This is a genomic window from Streptomyces sp. NPDC002776 (assembly GCF_053592195.1).
This window is the reverse complement of the sequence record NZ_JBSFVG010000008.1, coordinates 107,594-125,757: the sequence shown is the minus strand read 5'-3', so window position 1 is coordinate 125,757 and position 18,164 is coordinate 107,594. Positions and strand designations below refer to the sequence as shown.

Annotated in this window: 12 protein-coding genes; 10 read left to right on the top strand and 2 right to left on the bottom strand. The window is 68.8% G+C overall.

Translation table 11 applies throughout. From position 1 onward, the window contains the following. Nucleotides 1-108: 108 nt before the first annotated feature. Entirely contained in the window at nucleotides 109-3,897 is a 3,789-nt protein-coding gene (locus ACWD11_RS18250) for a GH92 family glycosyl hydrolase (protein WP_451284059.1), read from the bottom strand. 345 nt (nucleotides 3,898-4,242) lie between these two features. On the opposite strand from ACWD11_RS18250, the gene ngcE reads away from it, so the two are divergent. From ngcE to ACWD11_RS18200, 10 genes are all read left to right on the top strand, one after another. Beyond that, nucleotides 4,243-5,688: an N-acetylglucosamine/diacetylchitobiose ABC transporter substrate-binding protein gene (ngcE, locus tag ACWD11_RS18245; protein ID WP_389419935.1), complete on the top strand. Its 1,446-nt coding sequence runs from the start codon at nucleotides 4,243-4,245 to the stop codon at nucleotides 5,686-5,688. A 74-nt stretch (nucleotides 5,689-5,762) separates the two neighbouring features. Continuing rightward, complete coding sequence (locus ACWD11_RS18240; protein WP_389419934.1) at nucleotides 5,763-6,692, top strand: carbohydrate ABC transporter permease; 930 nt, start codon at nucleotides 5,763-5,765, stop codon at nucleotides 6,690-6,692. 19 nt (nucleotides 6,693-6,711) lie between these two features. Next, complete coding sequence (locus ACWD11_RS18235; protein WP_389419933.1) at nucleotides 6,712-7,632, top strand: carbohydrate ABC transporter permease; 921 nt, start codon at nucleotides 6,712-6,714, stop codon at nucleotides 7,630-7,632. 183 nt (nucleotides 7,633-7,815) lie between these two features. Continuing rightward, on the top strand, nucleotides 7,816-9,015 hold the full coding sequence (locus ACWD11_RS18230) for an ROK family transcriptional regulator (RefSeq protein WP_389420083.1): 1,200 nt from the start codon (nucleotides 7,816-7,818) through the stop codon (nucleotides 9,013-9,015). 133 nt (nucleotides 9,016-9,148) lie between these two features. Continuing rightward, nucleotides 9,149-10,246, top strand: a complete 1,098-nt coding sequence (locus tag ACWD11_RS18225; RefSeq protein ID WP_389420082.1) for a substrate-binding domain-containing protein — start codon at nucleotides 9,149-9,151, stop codon at nucleotides 10,244-10,246. A 183-nt stretch (nucleotides 10,247-10,429) separates the two neighbouring features. Further along, the gene (locus tag ACWD11_RS18220) at nucleotides 10,430-11,221 is read left to right on the top strand and encodes an ATP-binding cassette domain-containing protein (RefSeq protein ID WP_383314236.1); all 792 of its coding nucleotides are present in this window, start codon (nucleotides 10,430-10,432) and stop codon (nucleotides 11,219-11,221) included. Further along, complete coding sequence (locus ACWD11_RS18215) at nucleotides 11,218-12,510, top strand: sugar ABC transporter permease (protein ID WP_451284056.1); 1,293 nt, start codon at nucleotides 11,218-11,220, stop codon at nucleotides 12,508-12,510. Before ACWD11_RS18220 ends, ACWD11_RS18215 begins: the two co-directional genes overlap by 4 nt. 191 nt (nucleotides 12,511-12,701) lie before the next feature. Next, nucleotides 12,702-14,618 (top strand): 1-deoxy-D-xylulose-5-phosphate synthase, encoded by a 1,917-nt coding sequence (gene dxs / locus ACWD11_RS18210; protein ID WP_389419931.1) that lies wholly within the window; start codon nucleotides 12,702-12,704, stop codon nucleotides 14,616-14,618. A gap of 138 nt (nucleotides 14,619-14,756) precedes the next feature. After that, nucleotides 14,757-16,280, top strand: coding sequence for an amino acid permease (locus ACWD11_RS18205; protein ID WP_389419930.1), 1,524 nt, complete (start codon nucleotides 14,757-14,759; stop codon nucleotides 16,278-16,280). Between the two features lie 75 nt (nucleotides 16,281-16,355). Beyond that, a complete protein-coding gene (locus tag ACWD11_RS18200) occupies nucleotides 16,356-17,783 on the top strand; it encodes a glycosyltransferase family 39 protein (protein WP_451284053.1) in 1,428 nt (475 codons plus the stop codon). On the opposite strand, the gene ACWD11_RS18195 is transcribed toward ACWD11_RS18200, so the two are convergent. Next, nucleotides 17,784-18,152: an NTP pyrophosphohydrolase gene (locus ACWD11_RS18195; protein WP_451284051.1), complete on the bottom strand. Its 369-nt coding sequence runs from the start codon at nucleotides 18,150-18,152 to the stop codon at nucleotides 17,784-17,786. It lies immediately after the preceding gene. Nucleotides 18,153-18,164 lie beyond the last annotated feature (12 nt).

The following is an 18,164-nucleotide window of genomic DNA, read 5'->3' as shown; positions in this document are numbered from 1 at the left end:
TTCATCGGCGGCATCATAAGCACCGCGATCACGATCTGTCAGCAGCTATCACGGCCCGGGGGCGGCGCCGCACGCGACACCGCCCCCGGACTCACACCCCAACTACCGCTACCTGGCCAGGAGTTCCACCTCCGCCACAGCCGCCTCCGCGTCCAGCACCAGGCGGTACTTCTCGTACGTGCCCGGTGACCCCACCGAGAACGCCCGGGTCTGCCGGTCCCAGGTGAAGGACTCACCGGTACGCCGGTCCAGGGTCGTCCACTGGGTCCCGTCCGAGGAGCCCTGGAGGGTCCAGCCGGTCGGCGCCTTGGTCCGGTCCGAGGAGGTCAGCGTGTACTGGACGGCCTCGGCCGCCCGAGGCGTCGGCAGGTCCACGGAGGTCACCGTCGCCTGCGTGGCCGAGGTGTTGTCGAACAGGGCGCCATCACCCTTCAGCACGTCCGCCCGAGGCGTCGGCACCTTGTCGTCCCGGGTGATCGACACGGGCGCCGCGTGCTCGCCCGTACCCCAGGAGGACGGCCGCGGGCCCATGTCGAACTCCAGCACCCCGCCCTTGGCGAGCAACTCGTGCGGCAGCGAAGTCGAGTTCCACGCCTTGCCGTTGACCTTCAGCCCCTGCACATAGACATTGCGGGCGCTGTTCCGCGGCGCCTTGACGACGAGGTCCGCACCGTTCTCCAGATGCACGGTCGCCTTGGTGAACAGCGGGGAGCCGACGGCGTATTCGCCGCTGCCCATCACCAGCGGGTAGAAGCCGAGCGCGGAGAAGAGGAACCACGCCGACTGCTCGCCGTTGTCCTCGTCACCGTGGTAGCCCTGGCCGATCTCGCTGCCGGTGTAGAGGCGGGACAGCACCTCGCGGACGTTGCGCTGCGCCTTCCACGGCTGCCCGGCCGCGTCGTACATGTAGATGGCGTGGTGGGCGACCTGGTTGGAATGCCCGTACATGCCCATCCGTACGTCCCGCGCCTCCGTCATCTCGTGGATGACACCGCCGTAGGAGCCGACGAAGTCGGGGGAGGCGGTCTCCGGGGTGGAGAAGTACTCGTCGAGCTTGTCGGCGAGCTTGTTCCGGCCGCCGTAGAGGTTGGCGAGACCGCGTGAGTCCTGGGGGGCGGTGAAGGCGTACCCCCAGCCGTTGGTCTCGGTGTAGTCGTGACCCCAGACGCGCGGGTCGTACTTCGAGGACTCGACGCGCCAGTCGCCCTTCGCGTCCCGGCCCTGGAAGAACCCGGCCTTGGCATCGAACAGGTTCACATAGTCCTGGGCCCGGTCGAGGAAGTACTCCGACTCCTCCCGGTAGCGCTTCTCGCCGGTCTTCTTGAACAGCTCCTGGCCCATCCGCGCGATGCCGTAGTCGTTGAGGTAGCCCTCCAGCGCCCAGGACAGGCCCTCGTGGGTGTCGGTGCTGGTGTAGCCGAGGAACGGCGAGGTCGCCATGCCCTTGCGGCCCACGCCCGAGGACGGCGGGACGACGGTGGCGTTCTTCACGGCCGCGTCGTACGCCGCCTTCGCGTCGAAGCCGACGCCCTTGACGTAGGCGTCCGCGAACGCCACGTCGGAGGAGGTGCCGGTCATCAGGTCCGCGTATCCCGGCGAGGACCAGCGCGATGTCCAGCCGCCGTCCTTGTACTGCTGGACGAACCCGTCGACCATCTCGCCCGCCTGAGAGGGCGTCAGCAGCGAGTACGCCGGCCAGGTGGTCCGGTAGGTGTCCCAGAAGCCGTTGTTGACGTACACCTTGCCGTCCACGATCTTCGCGCCGGTGTGCGTCGGGGTGTCCGGATTCGGCATCGGCGAGAAGGGCGAGGCGTACTGGTACTTCGAACCAACCTTCTCGAAACCGGAGTTGGGGTACAGATACAGCCGGTACAGGCTGGAGTACAGCGTGGTCAGCTGGTCCGGGGTCGCGCCCTCGACCTCCACCTTGCCGAGGATGCGGTCCCACTGGCGCTGGGCGCGGTGCTTGACGGCGTCGAAGGAGGTGCCGTCCGGGACCTCCTGGCGCAGATTGGCCTTGGCCTGGTCGACGCTGATCAGGGAGGTGGCCAGGCGCAGGGTGACGGTCCGGTCCGCGCCCGCGTCGAACCGCAGATAGCCCTTGACGCCGCTGGAGTCGCCCTCGGTCACCGGCCGGTCGAACTCGCCGTACACGAACAGCCGCGTCGCGCCGGTCGACAGGCCCGACTTCACGTCGGAGTACCCGGTGAAGGTCCCGCTGTCCTTGTCGAGGGTCAGGCCCGCCTGGTCGGTGACGTTGTCGAACAGGACGCTCGTGTCGTCGCCGGGGTAGGTGAAGCGCAGCACGGCCGCGTGGTCGGTCGGCGCCATCTCCGCCTTCAGGCCGTTCTCGAACCGCACGCCGTAGTAGTACGGCCGCGCCGTCTCGTTCTCGTGCCGGAAGGCCAGCTCCCGGGCCTCCCGCCCGGTCTCCGGGGTGCCGGACGCGGCGGACGGCATCACCTGGAAGGTCTGCCGGTCGCCCATCCAGGGGCTCGGCTCATGGCTGGCGCTGAACGCCTGGATGGTGGGCAGATTGTCCGCGTTGTTCCCGCGCGCGTAGTCGTACAGCCAGCTCAGCGAGCCCGCGTTGGTCACCGGCGTCCAGAAGTTGAAGCCGTGCGGCACTGCCGTCGCCGGGAAGTTGTTGCCGCGCGAGAACCCGCCGCTGGAGTTCGTGCCCCGGGTCGTCACCGCGTAGTCCGACAGATGCGCCTTGGGCCGCTCCCGCGGCACCCTCCCCAGCGCCACGTCGTCCAGCCAGCCGCGGAACTTCGCGGGGCCCTTGGGGGAGTCGTAGGCGACCAGGATCCGGTCCACCGTCTTGCCGGCCGCGACGGACCCGATCCGCGAGGCGACGTTGTTCCACTGGTTGACGTAGAGGATCTTGGCGGCACCCTGCCCCTGCGGGGTGAGCGCGAACCCGTGCTGGTCGGTGGCGTTCAGGTCGCTGAGGTAGGTGCCGTCGGTGAAGGCGAGGTCGACGGAGACGTTGGTGGCGTCGTAGTCGAGATCGCCGTCGGCCATCGAGGGGAAGATCCGGTACGACAGCCGGGTGTCCCGGCCGACCTTCACGTCCACGTCGAAGATCTTGTTGTACGAGTACGCCCGCCCGTCCGCCGTGTGCCGCCCCGCGTAGCGCAGCGCCCGCTTGCCGGTGAAGCCCGCGCCCGCCTTGGCCGTGGGTGAGCCGCTGGGGCCCCGGTCGACCAGCGAGAGCATGTCCTGGGGCACCGGCCCGTCGCCGCCGCCCGTGGAGAACTGGACGTCGGCGAGCTGGAGTATGCCGGAGGCGCCGTTGTTCCGGGTGACCTCCAGCCGGAAGTGCCGGTACTCGGCCGGCTCGGCGATGTCGTACGTCCTGGTCTGGAACCGCTCGGCGAAGCTCTCCCCGGAGCGGGTGTCGAGGGTCGCCCAGGTCGTGCCGTCGGTGGAGCCCTTGAGGGTCCAGTCCCGCGGGTCGCGCTCGGCGAAGTCATTGGCCGAAGTGAGCGCGTATTTCGCCACTCTGACCGGCTTGTCCAGGTCGAACTCGGCCCATCCGGTGGGCTGGAAGACCAGCCACTTGGTGCTGGGCTCGCCGTCGGCGAGGTTCTCCTTGACCTCCCCGCCGCCGGTGTTCTCGCCACTGGCCCGCACGTCCGTGACATGGTCGGTCACATTGCCCGGAATGCCGGAGCTGTACCCGCCGTCCACGCCTGCGGCCCGCTTCGATCCGTCCGGTGTCTCATCGACCGTGTTGAGCCAGTCCGGAGCGGGGTCGCCGCTCTCGAACGAGGAGCTGAACTCCCGGTCGGCGCTGGGGGCCTCGGGCAGGGCGACCGCCACGCCCTGCGAGCCCACCGCCAAAGCGAAGGCGGTCGTCCACGCGACCGCCGTGCCACGTCTGTGCCTCATCGGCAAGCACTCTCCCTGCGCTCTGGACAACGTTGTCAACATGGGTGCGCAAGGATTAGTAGTGGCTCAAGTCGTCTGTGGTGTCAAGGGTGTTGACTGTGGCATTCGAGGGGGATGGCGGGGATTTTTCCGTCGGGCGGGGCACAGCCCGCTCATATTTCCGAGAGGTCTCAACTCGGAAAAGACCGACAGCCAACCTTGCATTCGATCTTGCTCCGCTGGCGGGAAGTGGACTATACCTGTCGGCAATTCCCGGTACTTCCGGCACGACCCTGCTTGACCTGACCGCGGTGCCCGGAGGATCCGGTACACCGCCTGAGTCCTGGAGAAGGCGAGGACTTGAGCATGGGATCCACTTCCGACCCGAACAGCACCACCGGGGGCACAAACCGCCGCGATCTGATCAAGCGGTCCGCCGCACTCGGTCTGATCACCGTCCCCACGATGAGTTTCCTGTCCGCCTGCGCGAGCGGCGGCGGCGATGACGAGTCCGGCACCGACACCGAGGGCAAGACCTCCGAGTCGAACCCCTTCGGCGTGAAGAAGGGCAGCAAGCTCGACGTCGTCGTCTTCAAGGGCGGCTACGGCGACGACTACGCCAAGGCGTGGGAGGCGTCCTTCGAGAAGAAGTGGGGGGTCACCTCCACCCACACCGGCACCCAGGAGATCACCGGCAAGCTCCAGCCGCGGTTCAACGCGGGCAACCCGCCGGACATCGTGGACGACTCGGGCGCCCAGCAGATCCCGATCGACGTCCTGCACAAGAACGGCCAGCTCCTCGACCTCGCCGCGGTCCTGGACGCCCCGTCGGTCGACGACCCGAGCAAGAAGGTCCGCGACACCCTGATCCCGGGCACGCTGGACGCGGGCATGCAGAGCGGCAAGGTCGTCGCGCTCAACTACATCTACACGGTGTGGGGCCTGTGGTACTCCGGCAAGCTCTTCCAGGAGAAGGGCTGGGAGGTGCCCAAGACCTGGGACGACTTCCTCGCCATCTGCAAGGACGCCAAGTCCCAGGGCATCGGGGGCCTCGCCCACCAGGGCAAGTACCCGTACTACATCAACGTCGCCATCATGGACCTGATCGCCAAGACCGGCGGTCTGGACGCCATGAAGGCGATCGACAACCTGGAGCCCAACGCCTTCGTCGGCTCGGACGCCGCGACGGCCGCCATCGAGGCGGTCTACGAGCTGGTCGAAAAGGGCTACTTGATGCCCGGTACGAACGGTCTGACCCACACCGAGTCGCAGACCCGGTGGAACCAGTACAAGGCGGTCTTCATCACCAGCGGTTCCTGGCTGGAGAACGAGCAGCTGAAGCAGACCCCCGAGGACTTCGACATGAAGTTCCTGCCGATGCCGCTGCTGCCGGACAGCAAGCTGCCGTTCGAGGCGATCCGGGCCGGCTCCGGCGAGCCGTTCATCATCCCGGCCAAGGCGAAGAACCTGCCCGCGGCCAAGGAGTTCATGCGGATGATGCTCTCCAAGGAGTGGTCGACGCTGTTCGCCAAGGAGGCGAACTCGCTGACGATCCTCAAGGACGGCGTCGACTCCAGCGTCCAGCTGCGACCCGGCACCCAGTCGACGGTGGAGGCCTCCAAGTCCGCCGGCGACAACACCTTCCGGTTCCTGTACACGGAGTGGTACAGCGAGATGAACACGGAGATCGAGAACGCCTCCAACGAGCTGATGGCGAAGCGGATTCAGCCCAAGGAGTGGCTGAAGCGGGCGCAGGCCGCGGTCGACAAGCAGGCCAAGGACCCGGCTTCCAAGAACAACCGTCGGGACTGATCCCGCTCGACCGACCACGTTCCGGGCCGGACGTCACCGGCCCGGAACGGGACTTCAGGGGCAGGAAAACGCGTATGCGTAAAGGGCAGCACCGGTTCGTCGCGGGGTTTTTGTTCTTCCCCGTGGCGCTCTATCTGATCTTCGTGATCTGGCCGTACATCCAGACGTTCGGTTATTCGCTGACCGACTGGAAGGGGCAGTCGCAGACGTTCAACTTCGTCGGCCTGGACAACTACACCGCGTTGTTCAAGGACGACATCTTCACGGGGGCGATCTGGCACAACATCCTGTTCCTGATCTTCATCCCGGCGATCACGATCCTGCTGGCCCTGTTCTTCGCGTTCATGCTGAACGCGGGCGGGCGCGGGCGGTCCGGCGGTGTCTCGGGAGTGACCGGCTCCTGGTTCTACAAGGTCGTGTACTTCTTCCCGCAGGTCCTGTCGCTGGCGATCCTCGCCGTGCTGTTCGGCGCGGTGTACCGCAGCGATGGCGGCGGCATGCTCAACGGCGCCCTGATCAAGCTCGGCCTGGTCGACGAGAACACCCCCGTGGAGTGGCTCAACGAGCCGAACATGGTGCTGTGGGCGCTGATGGCGGTCGTCGTCTGGCACGGCGTCGGCTTCTATCTGGTGCTGTTCTCGGCCGCCATGCAGTCCATCCCCCGGGACATCTACGAGGCCGCCCTGATCGACGGCGCGGGCCGGGCCCACACCTTCTTCCGCATCACCCTGCCGCTGCTGTGGGACTCCGTGCAGACCGCCTGGGTCTACCTCGGCATCGCCGCGATGGACATGTTCATCCTGGTCACCACCATGACCTCCGGTGACTACGGCGGCGGCCCCGATCACCACAGCGAGGTCATGGCGACGGTGATGATGCGGAACTTCCTGCTGTACGGCAAGAGCGGCTACGCCTGTGCCATGGGCGTGATCATGCTGCTGCTCACCCTGATCGTGTCCGTGGTCACGCTGCGCGCCACCCGCCGCGAGCGCATCGAGTTCTGAGCGGGAGAGACGACGACCCATGAGCGCACCCATCAAGGAATCCGCGCCCCCCGCCGGGCGGCCCGTGGACAAGACCCCGGTACGCCCCGGCGACGAACGCGGCGAAGGCGTCGTACTGAACGTCTTCTCGCACGGCTTCCTCGCCCTGTGGGCGCTGCTGATCGTGCTGCCGCTGCTGTGGCTGGTGCTCAGTTCCTTCAAGTCCGACGTACAGATCGGCTCCTCGGCCTTCGGCTGGCCCGAGAACTGGTCCCTGGACGTCTTCTCCCGGGCCTGGGACAAGGGCATCGGGGACTACTTCATCAACACGGTCATCGTGCTGGTCTTCTCGGTGCCGCTGACCATGCTGCTCGGCTCCATGGCCGCGTACGTGCTGGCCCGTTACCAGTTCTGGGGCAACCGGTTCCTCTACTACTTCTTCGTCGCGGGCGCCATGTTCCCGGTGTTCCTGGCGCTGGTCCCGCTGTTCTTCATGGTCAAACGGCTGGACATGCTCAACACCTACCAGGGCCTGATCCTGGTGTACGTCGCCTACTCGATGCCGTTCACGGTCTTCTTCATGCACGCCTTCTTCCGGACCCTGCCCGGCGCGGTGTTCGAGGCGGCGATCCTGGACGGCGCCTCGCACACCCGGGCCTTCTTCCAGGTCATGATGCCGATGGCGAAGCCGGGACTGCTCAGCGTCGGCATCTTCAACACCCTCGGCCAGTGGAACCAGTTCATCCTGCCGACGGTGCTGATGCAGCCGCAGAGCGGTGACGATCCCGAGCGCTATGTGCTCACCCAGGGGCTCATCCAGCTCCAGCAGCAGCAGGGGTACGCCTCCGACCTCCCGGTGCTCTTCGCGGGCGTGACCATCGCGATGATCCCCATGCTGGTCGTGTACCTGTCCTTCCAGCGTCAGGTGCAGGCGGGGCTGACCTCCGCGACCTTGAAGTAACCCTCGGCACTCACTCGTGCGCACGCCGTTCCCGCCCCAGGGAGCGGCGTGTGTCGGTGTGCCCTGCACCCCGGATGTTGTTCAACCTCTTGACGGGAGGCAACCCGAACGGCTCAGCTTAGAGTTCACTAGTTGGACATAGACGGGGCCTCACTGAAGCGGTCCCGCGCGCAGGAGGTCGTCGTGGAGACTCCGGGGTCGCAGTCGTCGCTGCACCGAGCCAACCTGGAGCGGGTCGTCCGGGCCGTGCGGCTGGCGGGTTCGCTCACCCAGGCGGAGATCGCCAGGACGACGGGTCTGTCGGCGGCGACGGTATCCAATATCGTCCGGGAGCTGAAGGACGGCGGGACCGTCGAGGTCACGCCCACATCGGCGGGCGGCCGCCGGGCCCGCAGCGTCTCCCTGAGCGGGGACGCCGGCATCGTGATCGGGGTCGACTTCGGGCACACCCATCTGCGCGTAGCGGTCGGCAACCTCGCCCACCAGGTGCTGGCCGAGGAGTCCGAGCCGCTGGACGTGGACGCCTCCTCGACCCAGGGCTTCGACCGGGCCGAAGAGCTGGTCAACCGCCTGATCGCGGCGACCGGGGTGGACCGGTCGAAGATCGCGGGGGTGGGCCTCGGCGTGCCCGGACCGATCGACGTGGAGTCGGGGACCCTCGGGTCGACCGCCATCCTGCCGGGCTGGACCGGCACCAAGCCCGCCGAGGAGCTGCGCGGCCGGCTCGGCGTGCCGGTGCACGTGGACAACGACGCCAACCTCGGCGCCCTCGGCGAACTGGTCTGGGGCAGCGGCCGGGGGGTCCGGGACCTGGCGTACATCAAGGTCGCGAGCGGTGTCGGCGCGGGCCTGGTGATCAGCGGCAAGATCTACCGCGGTCCGGGCGGCACAGCAGGAGAAATCGGACATATTACACTTGACGAGTCCGGCCCGGTCTGCCGCTGTGGAAACCGCGGCTGCCTGGAGACCTTCGCGGCCGCCCGCTATGTGCTGCCGCTCCTCCAGTCCAGTCACGGCACGGATCTCACCATGGAGGGCGTCGTACGGCTGGCCAGGGACGGAGATCCGGGCTGCCGTCGGGTGATCGCCGACGTCGGCCGACACATCGGCAGTGGAGTGGCCAATCTCTGCAATCTCCTGAACCCGAGCCGGGTGGTCCTGGGCGGTGATCTCGCCGAGGCCGGCGAGCTGGTTCTCGGGCCCATCAGGGAGTCCGTGAGCCGGTACGCGATCCCCAGCGCGGCACGTCAACTCTCCGTTCTTCCAGGGGCCCTTGGGGGCCGCGCGGAGGTGCTCGGGGCGCTCGCCCTGGCCCTCAGTGAAATGGGTGATTCGACCCTTTTGGACGGCACCCTGCACGCAGCGGCACCCGCCTTCACTTAGAGAACGGATGGCACCGTTGCCAACCCGTTAAGGATTTACTTCTTGACGTCGCACGCGTGGCCGAGTTGACTTCCAGCCACCTCGGCCGCAACGACGCGGCCTCGTCAGGGAGGTTTCTAGAGTGAACACGCGTATGCGTCGTGCCGCCGTCGCCGTTGCCGCTGGTGCAATGGCCGTCTCGCTGGCCGCTTGTGGCAGCGCCGATGAAGCGGGCGACAGTGACTCCACCAAGTCGGCCGCCGCGAAGGGCGACGACATCAAGGTCGGTCTCCTCCTTCCGGAGAACCAGACCGCCCGCTACGAGAAGTTCGACCGCCCGCTCATCGAGAAGAAGATCGGCGAGCTGACGAACGGCAAGGGCGAGGTCGTCTACGCCAACGCCAAGCAGGACGCGAGCCAGCAGGCCCAGCAGGTCGAGTCGATGATCACCAACAAGGTGGACGTGATCATCCTGGACGCGGTCGACGCCGCGGCCATCAAGAGCTCGGTGCAGAAGGCCAAGGACGCGAACATCCCGGTCGTCGCCTACGACCGCCTGGCGCAGGGCCCGATCGACGCCTACACGTCCTTCGACAACGTGACGGTCGGCAAGACCCAGGGCGAGGCCCTCCTGGAGGCCCTTGGCGACAAGGCCAAGGACGGCCAGATCGTCATGATGAACGGTTCCTCCACGGACCCGAACGCCGCCCAGTTCAAGGAGGGCGCGCACTCCGTCCTCGACGGCAAGGTGAACGTCGGCAAGGAGTACGACACCAAGGAGTGGAAGCCGGAGAACGCCAACGCCAACATGGAGGGCGCGATCTCGGCGATCGGCAAGGACAAGATCATCGGCGTCTACTCCGCCAATGACGGCATGGCCGGCGGCATCATCACCGCCCTCAAGGCCGCCGGCATCGACGTCCCGGTGACCGGTCAGGACGCCGAGCTCGCGGGTGTGCAGCGCATCGTCTCCGGTGAGCAGTACATGAGCGTCTACAAGCCGTACGCCCCCGAGGCCGACGCCGCCGCCGAGATGGCCGTCGCGCTCGCCCAGGGCAAGTCGCTCGACTCGATCGCCAAGGACAAGGTCGACAGCCCCACCAACAAGGGCATCCCGTCCGTCCTGGTCGACGTCACCTCGCTGACCAAGGAGAACATCAAGGACACCGTCGTCAAGGACGGCGTCTACACCGTCGCCGAGATCTGCACCGCCAAGTACAAGGCGGCCTGCGAGAAGATCGGCCTCGAGTAAACAGCACCGAGTCCCTTCACACGTACGGGAACTCAACCCCCTGAGTTCCGGTACGGGACTTGATGCCCCAGGCTCCTCCGGCGCCCCGCGCACTCGACAGCCCCGCAAGCTCGGCGCGGGGCGCCGGACGGAACTTCCCCTCATTCTTTGCACAACCTCCCGCCGGGTCAGGCGGCGAAGGAGATGGTTCACGTGTCCGCTACGCCCGTGCTGGCGTTGCGCGGGGTCTCCAAGCGATTCGGTGCCGTTCAGGCGCTCACCGACGTAGAGCTTGAGGTCCACGCCGGTGAGGTGGTCGCCCTGGTCGGCGACAACGGCGCCGGAAAGTCCACGCTGGTCAAGACGATCGCCGGCGTGCACCCCATCGATGACGGCGTCATCGAGTGGGACGGCAAGCCCGTAACGATCAACAAGCCGCACGACGCCCAGAACCTGGGCATCGCGACGGTCTACCAGGACCTCGCGCTGTGCGACAACATCGATGTCGTCGGCAACCTCTACCTGGGCCGGGAAGTCCGCAAGCGCGGCATCCTGGACGAGGTGGAGATGGAGCGCCGCTCCCGCGAGCTGCTGGACACGCTGTCGATCCGCATCCCCAGCGTCCGCATCCCGATCGCCTCGCTCTCCGGCGGTCAGCGCCAGACGGTCGCCATCGCCCGCTCCATGCTGGGCGAGCCCAAGCTGGTCATCCTCGACGAGCCCACCGCCGCCCTCGGCGTCGAGCAGACCGCCCAGGTCCTCGACCTGGTGGAGCGGCTGCGCGAGCGCGGGCACGCCGTCATCCTCATCAGCCACAACATGGCGGATGTGAAGGCGGTGGCCGACAAGGTCGCCGTCCTGCGCCTCGGGCGCAACAACGGCGTCTTCGAGGTCAAGTCGACCTCGCAAGAAGAGATCATCTCCGCCATCACCGGCGCCACGGACAACGCCGTGACCCGTCGTGCGGCGCGCTCCACTGGGGAGATCAAGAAGTGAGTATCGACAAGACCTCCACACCGCCCGAGGACCACGCGGTGGAGAACCCCGAGGCGGCGGCCGCGGCCGTGACCGTCGTCGACCCCCGTCTGCTGGTGCGTGAGCAGGGCCTCGCGGGCTACGTCTCCGAGTTCAAGCGCAAGATGAAGGCCGGCGACCTGGGTTCCATCCCGGTCGTCATCGGCCTGGCGGTCATCTGGATCATCTTCCAGAGCCTGAACTCCAACTTCCTCACCGCGGGCAACCTCTCCGACATCTCCGTCGCCATGGTCGGCACGGGCATGATCGCCGTCGGCATCGTGTTCGTCCTGCTGCTCGGCGAGATCGACCTGTCGGTCGGTTCGGTCTCCGGTGTCGCGGGCGCCTCCTTCGCGGTGCTGAACGTCACCAACGGCATGAGCGAGTGGCTCGCCTTCGTGCTGGCCATCCTCACCGGTACGGCCGCCGGCGCCATCCACGGCTTCTTCTTCGCGAAGATCGGCGTCCCCGCCTTCGCCGTGACCCTGGCCGGTCTGCTGTTCTGGAACGGCTTCATGCTCAGGATCCTGGGCGACAGCGGCACCATCAACCTGGACAGCGACGGCCTCGTGGGCAAGCTGACCGGTTACTACTTCTCCGACGTGGCCGCCGCCTACGGTCTCGCCATCGCCGCGACGGTGCTGTTCTTCCTCAGCTCCTTCTACGACAACCGCCGCCGCGAGGCCGCGGGCGTGCCGTCGAGGCCCCTGAGCGACACCATCCTGCGCACCGCGCTGCTGGGGATCGTTTCCGTGGCCGTGGCCATGGTCTACAACTCGCACAAGGGCCTGCCGCTCGCCGTGGTGCTCTTCATCGCGGTCCTGCTGCTCACGGACTTCGTCCTGCGCCGCACCGCCTACGGCCGCAAGGTGTTCGCGCTCGGCGGCAGCGTCGAGGCGTCCCGCCGTGCCGGTATCAACGTCGAGATGGTCCGCATCTCGGTCTTCGCGATCTCCGGCACCTTCGCGGCCATCGGCGGTCTGTTCATCGCCTCCAAGATCGCCTCCGCGAACCAGGGCGCCGGCGCCGGTGACCTGCTGATGAACGCCATCGCGGCGGCCGTCATCGGCGGCACCTCGCTCTTCGGCGGCCGGGGCCGCACCTGGAACGCCCTGCTCGGTGTCCTCGTGATCGTCTCCATCCAGTACGGCCTGGCCCTGGAGGGCATCGCCTCCCCGGTCCAGTACATGATCACCGGTGGTGTGCTGCTGGCGACCGTCGTCATCGACGCGGTGACCCGCAAGACCCAGAAGACCGCCGGTCGCGCGTAGCGGCCCGGTCGGTCCTGTTGCCCGGTGCCCCCAGGGGTACCGGGCAACAGCCATGTCGTAGGAACGCCGCATTATGGGTACAGCCGACGCGTGACCCACGACGCACCGCCCGGGCGCAGGCCGCAAGGGCGGAACATTAGACTCGACAAGCCCGGCAACAGCTCGAACAGCTCTACTGCAAGGAGGCACGGGTGCCGCTGCTGACCCGCATCAGGGGACCGCGCGATCTGGACCGGCTCAGCCTGGAGCAGCTGGACCAGCTGGCAGAGGAGATCCGGACCTTCCTCGTCGACGCCGTCTCCAAGACCGGCGGCCACCTCGGCCCCAACCTCGGTGTGGTCGAGCTGACCATCGCCCTGCACCGGGTCTTCGAGTCGCCCAAGGACAAGGTGCTCTGGGACACCGGCCACCAGTCCTACGTCCACAAGCTGCTCACCGGCCGCCAGGACTTCTCCCGGCTGAAGATGAAGGGCGGCCTGTCCGGCTACCCCTCGCAGGCCGAGTCCGAGCACGACGTCATCGAGAACAGCCACGCCTCGACGGTCCTCGGCTGGGCCGACGGCCTGGCCAAGGCCAACCAGATCCGTAAACGCGACGACCGCGTCGTCGCCGTGATCGGTGACGGCGCCCTCACCGGCGGCATGGCCTGGGAAGCGCTGAACAACATCGCCGACGGCGACCGCCCGCTGGTCATCGTCGTCAACGACAACGAGCGCTCCTACGCGCCGACCATCGGCGGCCTCGCCAACCACCTGGCGACCCTGCGCACCACCGACGGCTACGAGCGCTTCCTGGCCCGCACCAGGGAGGTCCTGGAGCGCACCCCGGTCGTCGGCAAGCCGCTCTACGAGACCCTGCACGGCGCCAAGAAGGGCCTGAAGGACTTCATCGCCCCGCAGGGCATGTTCGAGGACCTCGGCCTGAAGTACGTCGGCCCCATCGACGGCCACGACATCGAGGCCCTGGAGTCGGCCCTGGCCCGCGCCAAGCGCTTCGGCGGCCCCGTCATCGTGCACTGCCTCACCGAGAAGGGCCGCGGCTACCAGCCCGCCCTCCAGGACGAGGCGGACCGCTTCCACGCCGTCGGCAAGATCCACCCCGACACGGGCCTGCCGATCGCGACCGCCGGCGCCGACTGGACCTCCGTCTTCGGCGAGGAGATGGTCGCGCTCGGCAAGGAGCGCGAGGACATCGTCGCCATCACCGCCGCCATGCTCCAGCCGGTCGGCCTCGACAAGTTCGCCAAGGCGTTCCCCGACCGGGTCTACGACGTCGGCATCGCCGAGCAGCACGGCGCCGTCTCCGCGGCGGGCCTGGCCACCGGCGGGGTGCACCCGGTCTTCGCGGTGTACGCCACCTTCCTCAACCGCGCCTTCGACCAGGTCCTGATGGACGTGGCCCTGCACAAGTGCGGGGTGACCTTCGTGCTGGACCGGGCGGGCGTCACCGGCACCGACGGCGCCTCCCACAACGGCATGTGGGACATGTCGATCCTCCAGGTCGTACCCGGCCTCAGACTCGCCGCCCCGCGCGACGCCGAGCAGGTCCGCGCCCAGCTCCGCGAGGCCGTCGAGGTCAAGGACGCGCCGACCGTGGTCCGCTTCTCCAAGGGCGCCGTCGGCCCCGCCGTACCCGCCGTGGGCCGCGTCGGCGGCATGGACGTGCTGCGCGAGCCGGGCACCGACCGGCCCGACGTGCTGCTCGTCTCGGTGGGCGCCCTCGCCCCGATGTGCCTGGAGATCGCCGGCCTGCTCGACCGGCAGGGCATCACCACCACCGTCGTCGACCCGCGCTGGGTCAAGCCCGTCGACGAGTCCATGGCCCCGCTCGCCGAGCGGCACCGCGTGGTCGTCACCGTCGAGGACAACTCCCGCGTCGGCGGCGTCGGCTCGGCCGTCGCCCAGGCGCTGCGCGACGCCGGTGTCGACGTCCCGCTGCGGGACTTCGGCATCCCGCCGCGCTTCCTCGACCACGCCTCGCGCGCCGAGGTGCTGGCGGAGATCGGCCTGACCGCCCCCGACATCGCCCGCCAGGTCACCGGACTCGTCTCCAAGCTGGACGGCCGGTTCGACCGGGCCGCGGCCGAAGTGGAAGCCGCGCGCGACTGAGTACCGCCGAATGGGCCGGTTCCGCCCCCCTACGAGGTGGTGGAACCGGCCCGTCCGTGTGACCTCGCTGGTGTCCGGGCATACCGACGACGCCCCCTCTCGATCATGTCGAGGACGACAAGCGTCGGAGGTACGCCCATGAGCAGCACCCTCTTCCGGACGAAGAAGGTCGAGCAGTCCATCCTCGATACCGAGGAACCCGAGCACGCACTCAAGAAATCCCTGTCCGCGCTCGATCTGACGGTCTTCGGCGTCGGTGTCATCATCGGCACCGGAATCTTCGTCCTGACCGGCACCGTCGCCAAGAACAACGCCGGACCCGCCGTCGCGCTGGCCTTCGTCGCGGCCGGCGTCGCCTGCGCGCTCGCCGCGCTCTGCTACGCCGAGTTCGCCTCCACCCTGCCGGTGGCGGGATCGGCGTACACCTTCTCCTACGCCTCCCTCGGCGAACTGCCCGCCTGGATCATCGGCTGGGACCTCGTCCTGGAGTTCGCGCTCGGCACGGCGGTGGTGGCGGTCGGCTGGTCCGGCTACATCGCCTCGCTGATGGACAACGCGGGGTGGCAGCTGCCCGCCGCGCTCGCCTCCCGGGACGGGGCCGACGGGTTCGGCTTCGACATCCTCGCCGCCGCGCTCGTGCTGGTGCTCACCGCGATCCTGGTGCTCGGCACCAAGCTCTCCGCGCGGGTCACCTCGGTGGTCGTGGCCATCAAGGTGACGGTCGTGCTGACCGTGATCATCGCGGGCGCCTTCTTCATCAAGGGCGCCAACTACGACCCGTTCGTCCCCAAGGCCCAGCCGGTGGACGCGGGCGACAGCCTGGACGCGCCGCTGATCCAGCTGATGTTCGGCTGGGCGCCCTCCAACTTCGGCGTGATGGGCATCTTCACCGCGGCCTCCGTCGTCTTCTTCGCCTTCATCGGCTTCGACGTCGTCGCCACGGCCGCGGAGGAGACCAAGAACCCGCAGCGCGACATGCCCCGGGGCATCCTCGGATCGCTCATCATCTGCACCGTCCTGTACGTCGCGGTGTCCATCGTGGTGACCGGCATGCAGCACTACAGCGACCTGTCCATCACCGCTCCGCTCGCCGACGCCTTCAAGGCCACCGGGCATCCCTGGTTCGCGGGCTTCATCAGCTTCGGCGCCGCGGTCGGCCTGACGACGGTCTGCATGATCCTGCTCCTCGGCCAGACCCGGGTGTTCTTCGCGATGAGCCGCGACGGACTGCTGCCGCGCTTCTTCTCCCAGGTCCACCCGAAGTTCAAGACCCCGCACCGGCCCACCATCCTGCTCGGTGTGCTCATCGCGATCCTCGCCGGCTTCACCCCGCTGAGCGAACTGGCCGAACTGGTCAACATCGGCACCCTGTTCGCCTTCGTGGTCGTCGCCATCGGCGTGATCATCCTCCGCCGCACCCGCCCCGACCTGCACCGGGCCTTCCGCACCCCCTGGGTGCCGCTCATCCCGATCCTGTCGGTGTGCGCCTCGCTGTGGCTGATGCTGAACCTGCCCGCCGAGACCTGGCTCCGGTTCGCGCTCTGGATGGCGGCCGGCTTCATCGTCTACTTCCTGTACGGCCGCGGCCACAGCCGGCTGGGCCGCGCCGAGGAGACCTCGGTCGGCCAGGTCGTGCAGCCGCCCCGGGGTGACGCCGAGTAGCGTCCCCGGTTCGCCGCCCCGGCCCCGTATGTCCCGCTCAGGCAGGGACTGCGGGGCCGGATAGCGTGCACTTCCATGTACGCCGAGCCCCTCGCCCAGCAACGCTCCGTGACGCCGCCGCAAGCCGGCCGGGGCTACTGGCGCCGGCTGCTGCCCCTGCTGACGGCGCTCGCCTGTCTCACCCGCGTCCCGTCCTTCGCCCATCCCCTCTGGAACCCGGACGAGGGGTACCTGGCCGTACAGGCACGCATGCTGGCCCACGGCGGAGAGCTGTACGAGACGGTCGTGGACCGCAAGCCGCCGCTCGTACCCTGGCTCTACCAGGGGGCGTTCGCGCTGGCGGGCTCGGACTCGCTGGTGTCGGTGCGGCTGCTGGCCGTCCTGGCCCAGCTGCTGACCGCGGCCCTCCTCGCCGCACTGGCCCGCCGTCGCTGGGGCGACACCGCTGGCCGCACGGCGGGCGTGCTGTTTCTGCTGATCTCCGTCGGCCTGAACCCCGAGGACGCGCAGGCGGCCGGGTTCGAGGTGTTCATGCTGCCGTGCACGGCAGCCGCCATGTGGTGCGCGGGCCGGGGGCGCTGGGCGGCGGCGGGGGCTGCCGTCGGCTGCGCGTTCCTCGCCAAGCAGACCGGCGGGGCGGTGCTGCTGCCGGTGCTGTGGCTGTGCGGGGCGTCCTGGGGCGGGCTGCTGCGGCTCGGGGCGGGGGCGCTGGCGCCGGTGCTGTCGGCGGCGGTGCTCACCGACCCGGCGGGCTTCGTGTTCTGGACGGTCACCGGATCGGGCGCGTACGCCTCCTTCACCGGCTCCGAACTCCACGTCCTGACCCGGGCGGTGGCGAACACCGCGATCCTGGCGGTGGCCTGCGCGGGACTGCTCCCGCTGGCGGCGCGGGCCCGTACCGCGGCGGCAGACCTGTGGCTGTGGCTGGCGTCCGCGGCCGGAGCGGTCGCCCTGGGCTTCCACTTCTTCGGCCACTACTACCTGCAACTGACCCCACCGCTCGCCCTGCTGGCGACAGCGGCACTGCGCACCCTGCCCCCGGCCCGCCGGACCCGCGCCCTCGCGACCTCGGCCTGCTGCTGCGCCCTGTTCCTGACCTGGGGCCTGCTCGCCCCCCGCCCGGAGCTGACCCACGCCCAGCGCCTGGCGGACGCGATCAGCCGCCGCACCGCACCGGACGACCGGATCCTGCTGTGGGGGATACACCCGGAGACGTACTGGCTGGCCCACCGCGCCCCGGCCACCCGCTATCTGACGGCGGGTCTCCTGACGAACTACAGCGGCGGCCGGGACGGCCCGTCAGTGGGCGAGAAGTACGCGATGCGGGGCGCCTGGGCCACGCTCCACCGCGAACTGGCCACCCGCCCGCCCCGGTTGATCGTCGACGACTCCCGGGGCAAGCCCTACGCCCCGGACCGGATCAGGTCCCTGCGCCGGGTGCTGGCCGGGTACGAGGAAGTGGCGGTGGTGGACGGTGCCGTACTGCACGCCCCGGCGCGGTAGTCACGGCCGTACCGTCCGCGGTCCCGCCACCTCAGCCCCCAGCTCCGCCACCCGCCGCCGCAGCTCCCGGTCCGCCGTCACCACCAGGCACGGGCGCCCGTCCGCCCGCCCGGCGACCAGGTCCACCACGTGGTCGTCCCCGCTGCCCGCGGCGGACTCCACCCGCACCCCCGCCACCGACGACACCCCCCGGGCCGCCCCCTCCACCACCAGCACGATCTCGGCGGGCCCCGGCCGCCCCGGCACTCCGTCCGCCGCCAGCCGGTCCCGCAGCCGCTCGGCGGCCCCCTTGCGGTCCCGCCACCAGCCGTCCGGCACCGACCCGACGACGTTCGCCGCGTCGACGATCACCAACAAGGCACACTCCATGGCCCCAGGGTC

Bases quoted from the DNA above. Each gene is read 5' to 3' on its own strand.
- ACWD11_RS18250 (WP_451284059.1), bottom strand. From the start codon at position 3,897: ATGAGGCACAGACGTGGCACGGCGGTCGCGTGGACGACCGCCTTCGCT.
- ngcE (WP_389419935.1), top strand. From the start codon at position 4,243: ATGGGATCCACTTCCGACCCGAACAGCACCACCGGGGGCACAAACCGC.
- ACWD11_RS18240 (WP_389419934.1), top strand. From the start codon at position 5,763: ATGCGTAAAGGGCAGCACCGGTTCGTCGCGGGGTTTTTGTTCTTCCCC.
- ACWD11_RS18235 (WP_389419933.1), top strand. From the start codon at position 6,712: ATGAGCGCACCCATCAAGGAATCCGCGCCCCCCGCCGGGCGGCCCGTG.
- ACWD11_RS18225 (WP_389420082.1), top strand. From the start codon at position 9,149: ATGCGTCGTGCCGCCGTCGCCGTTGCCGCTGGTGCAATGGCCGTCTCG.
- ACWD11_RS18220 (WP_383314236.1), top strand. From the start codon at position 10,430: ATGGTTCACGTGTCCGCTACGCCCGTGCTGGCGTTGCGCGGGGTCTCC.
- ACWD11_RS18205 (WP_389419930.1), top strand. From the start codon at position 14,757: ATGAGCAGCACCCTCTTCCGGACGAAGAAGGTCGAGCAGTCCATCCTC.
- ACWD11_RS18200 (WP_451284053.1), top strand. From the start codon at position 16,356: ATGTACGCCGAGCCCCTCGCCCAGCAACGCTCCGTGACGCCGCCGCAA.
- ACWD11_RS18195 (WP_451284051.1), bottom strand. From the start codon at position 18,152: ATGGAGTGTGCCTTGTTGGTGATCGTCGACGCGGCGAACGTCGTCGGG.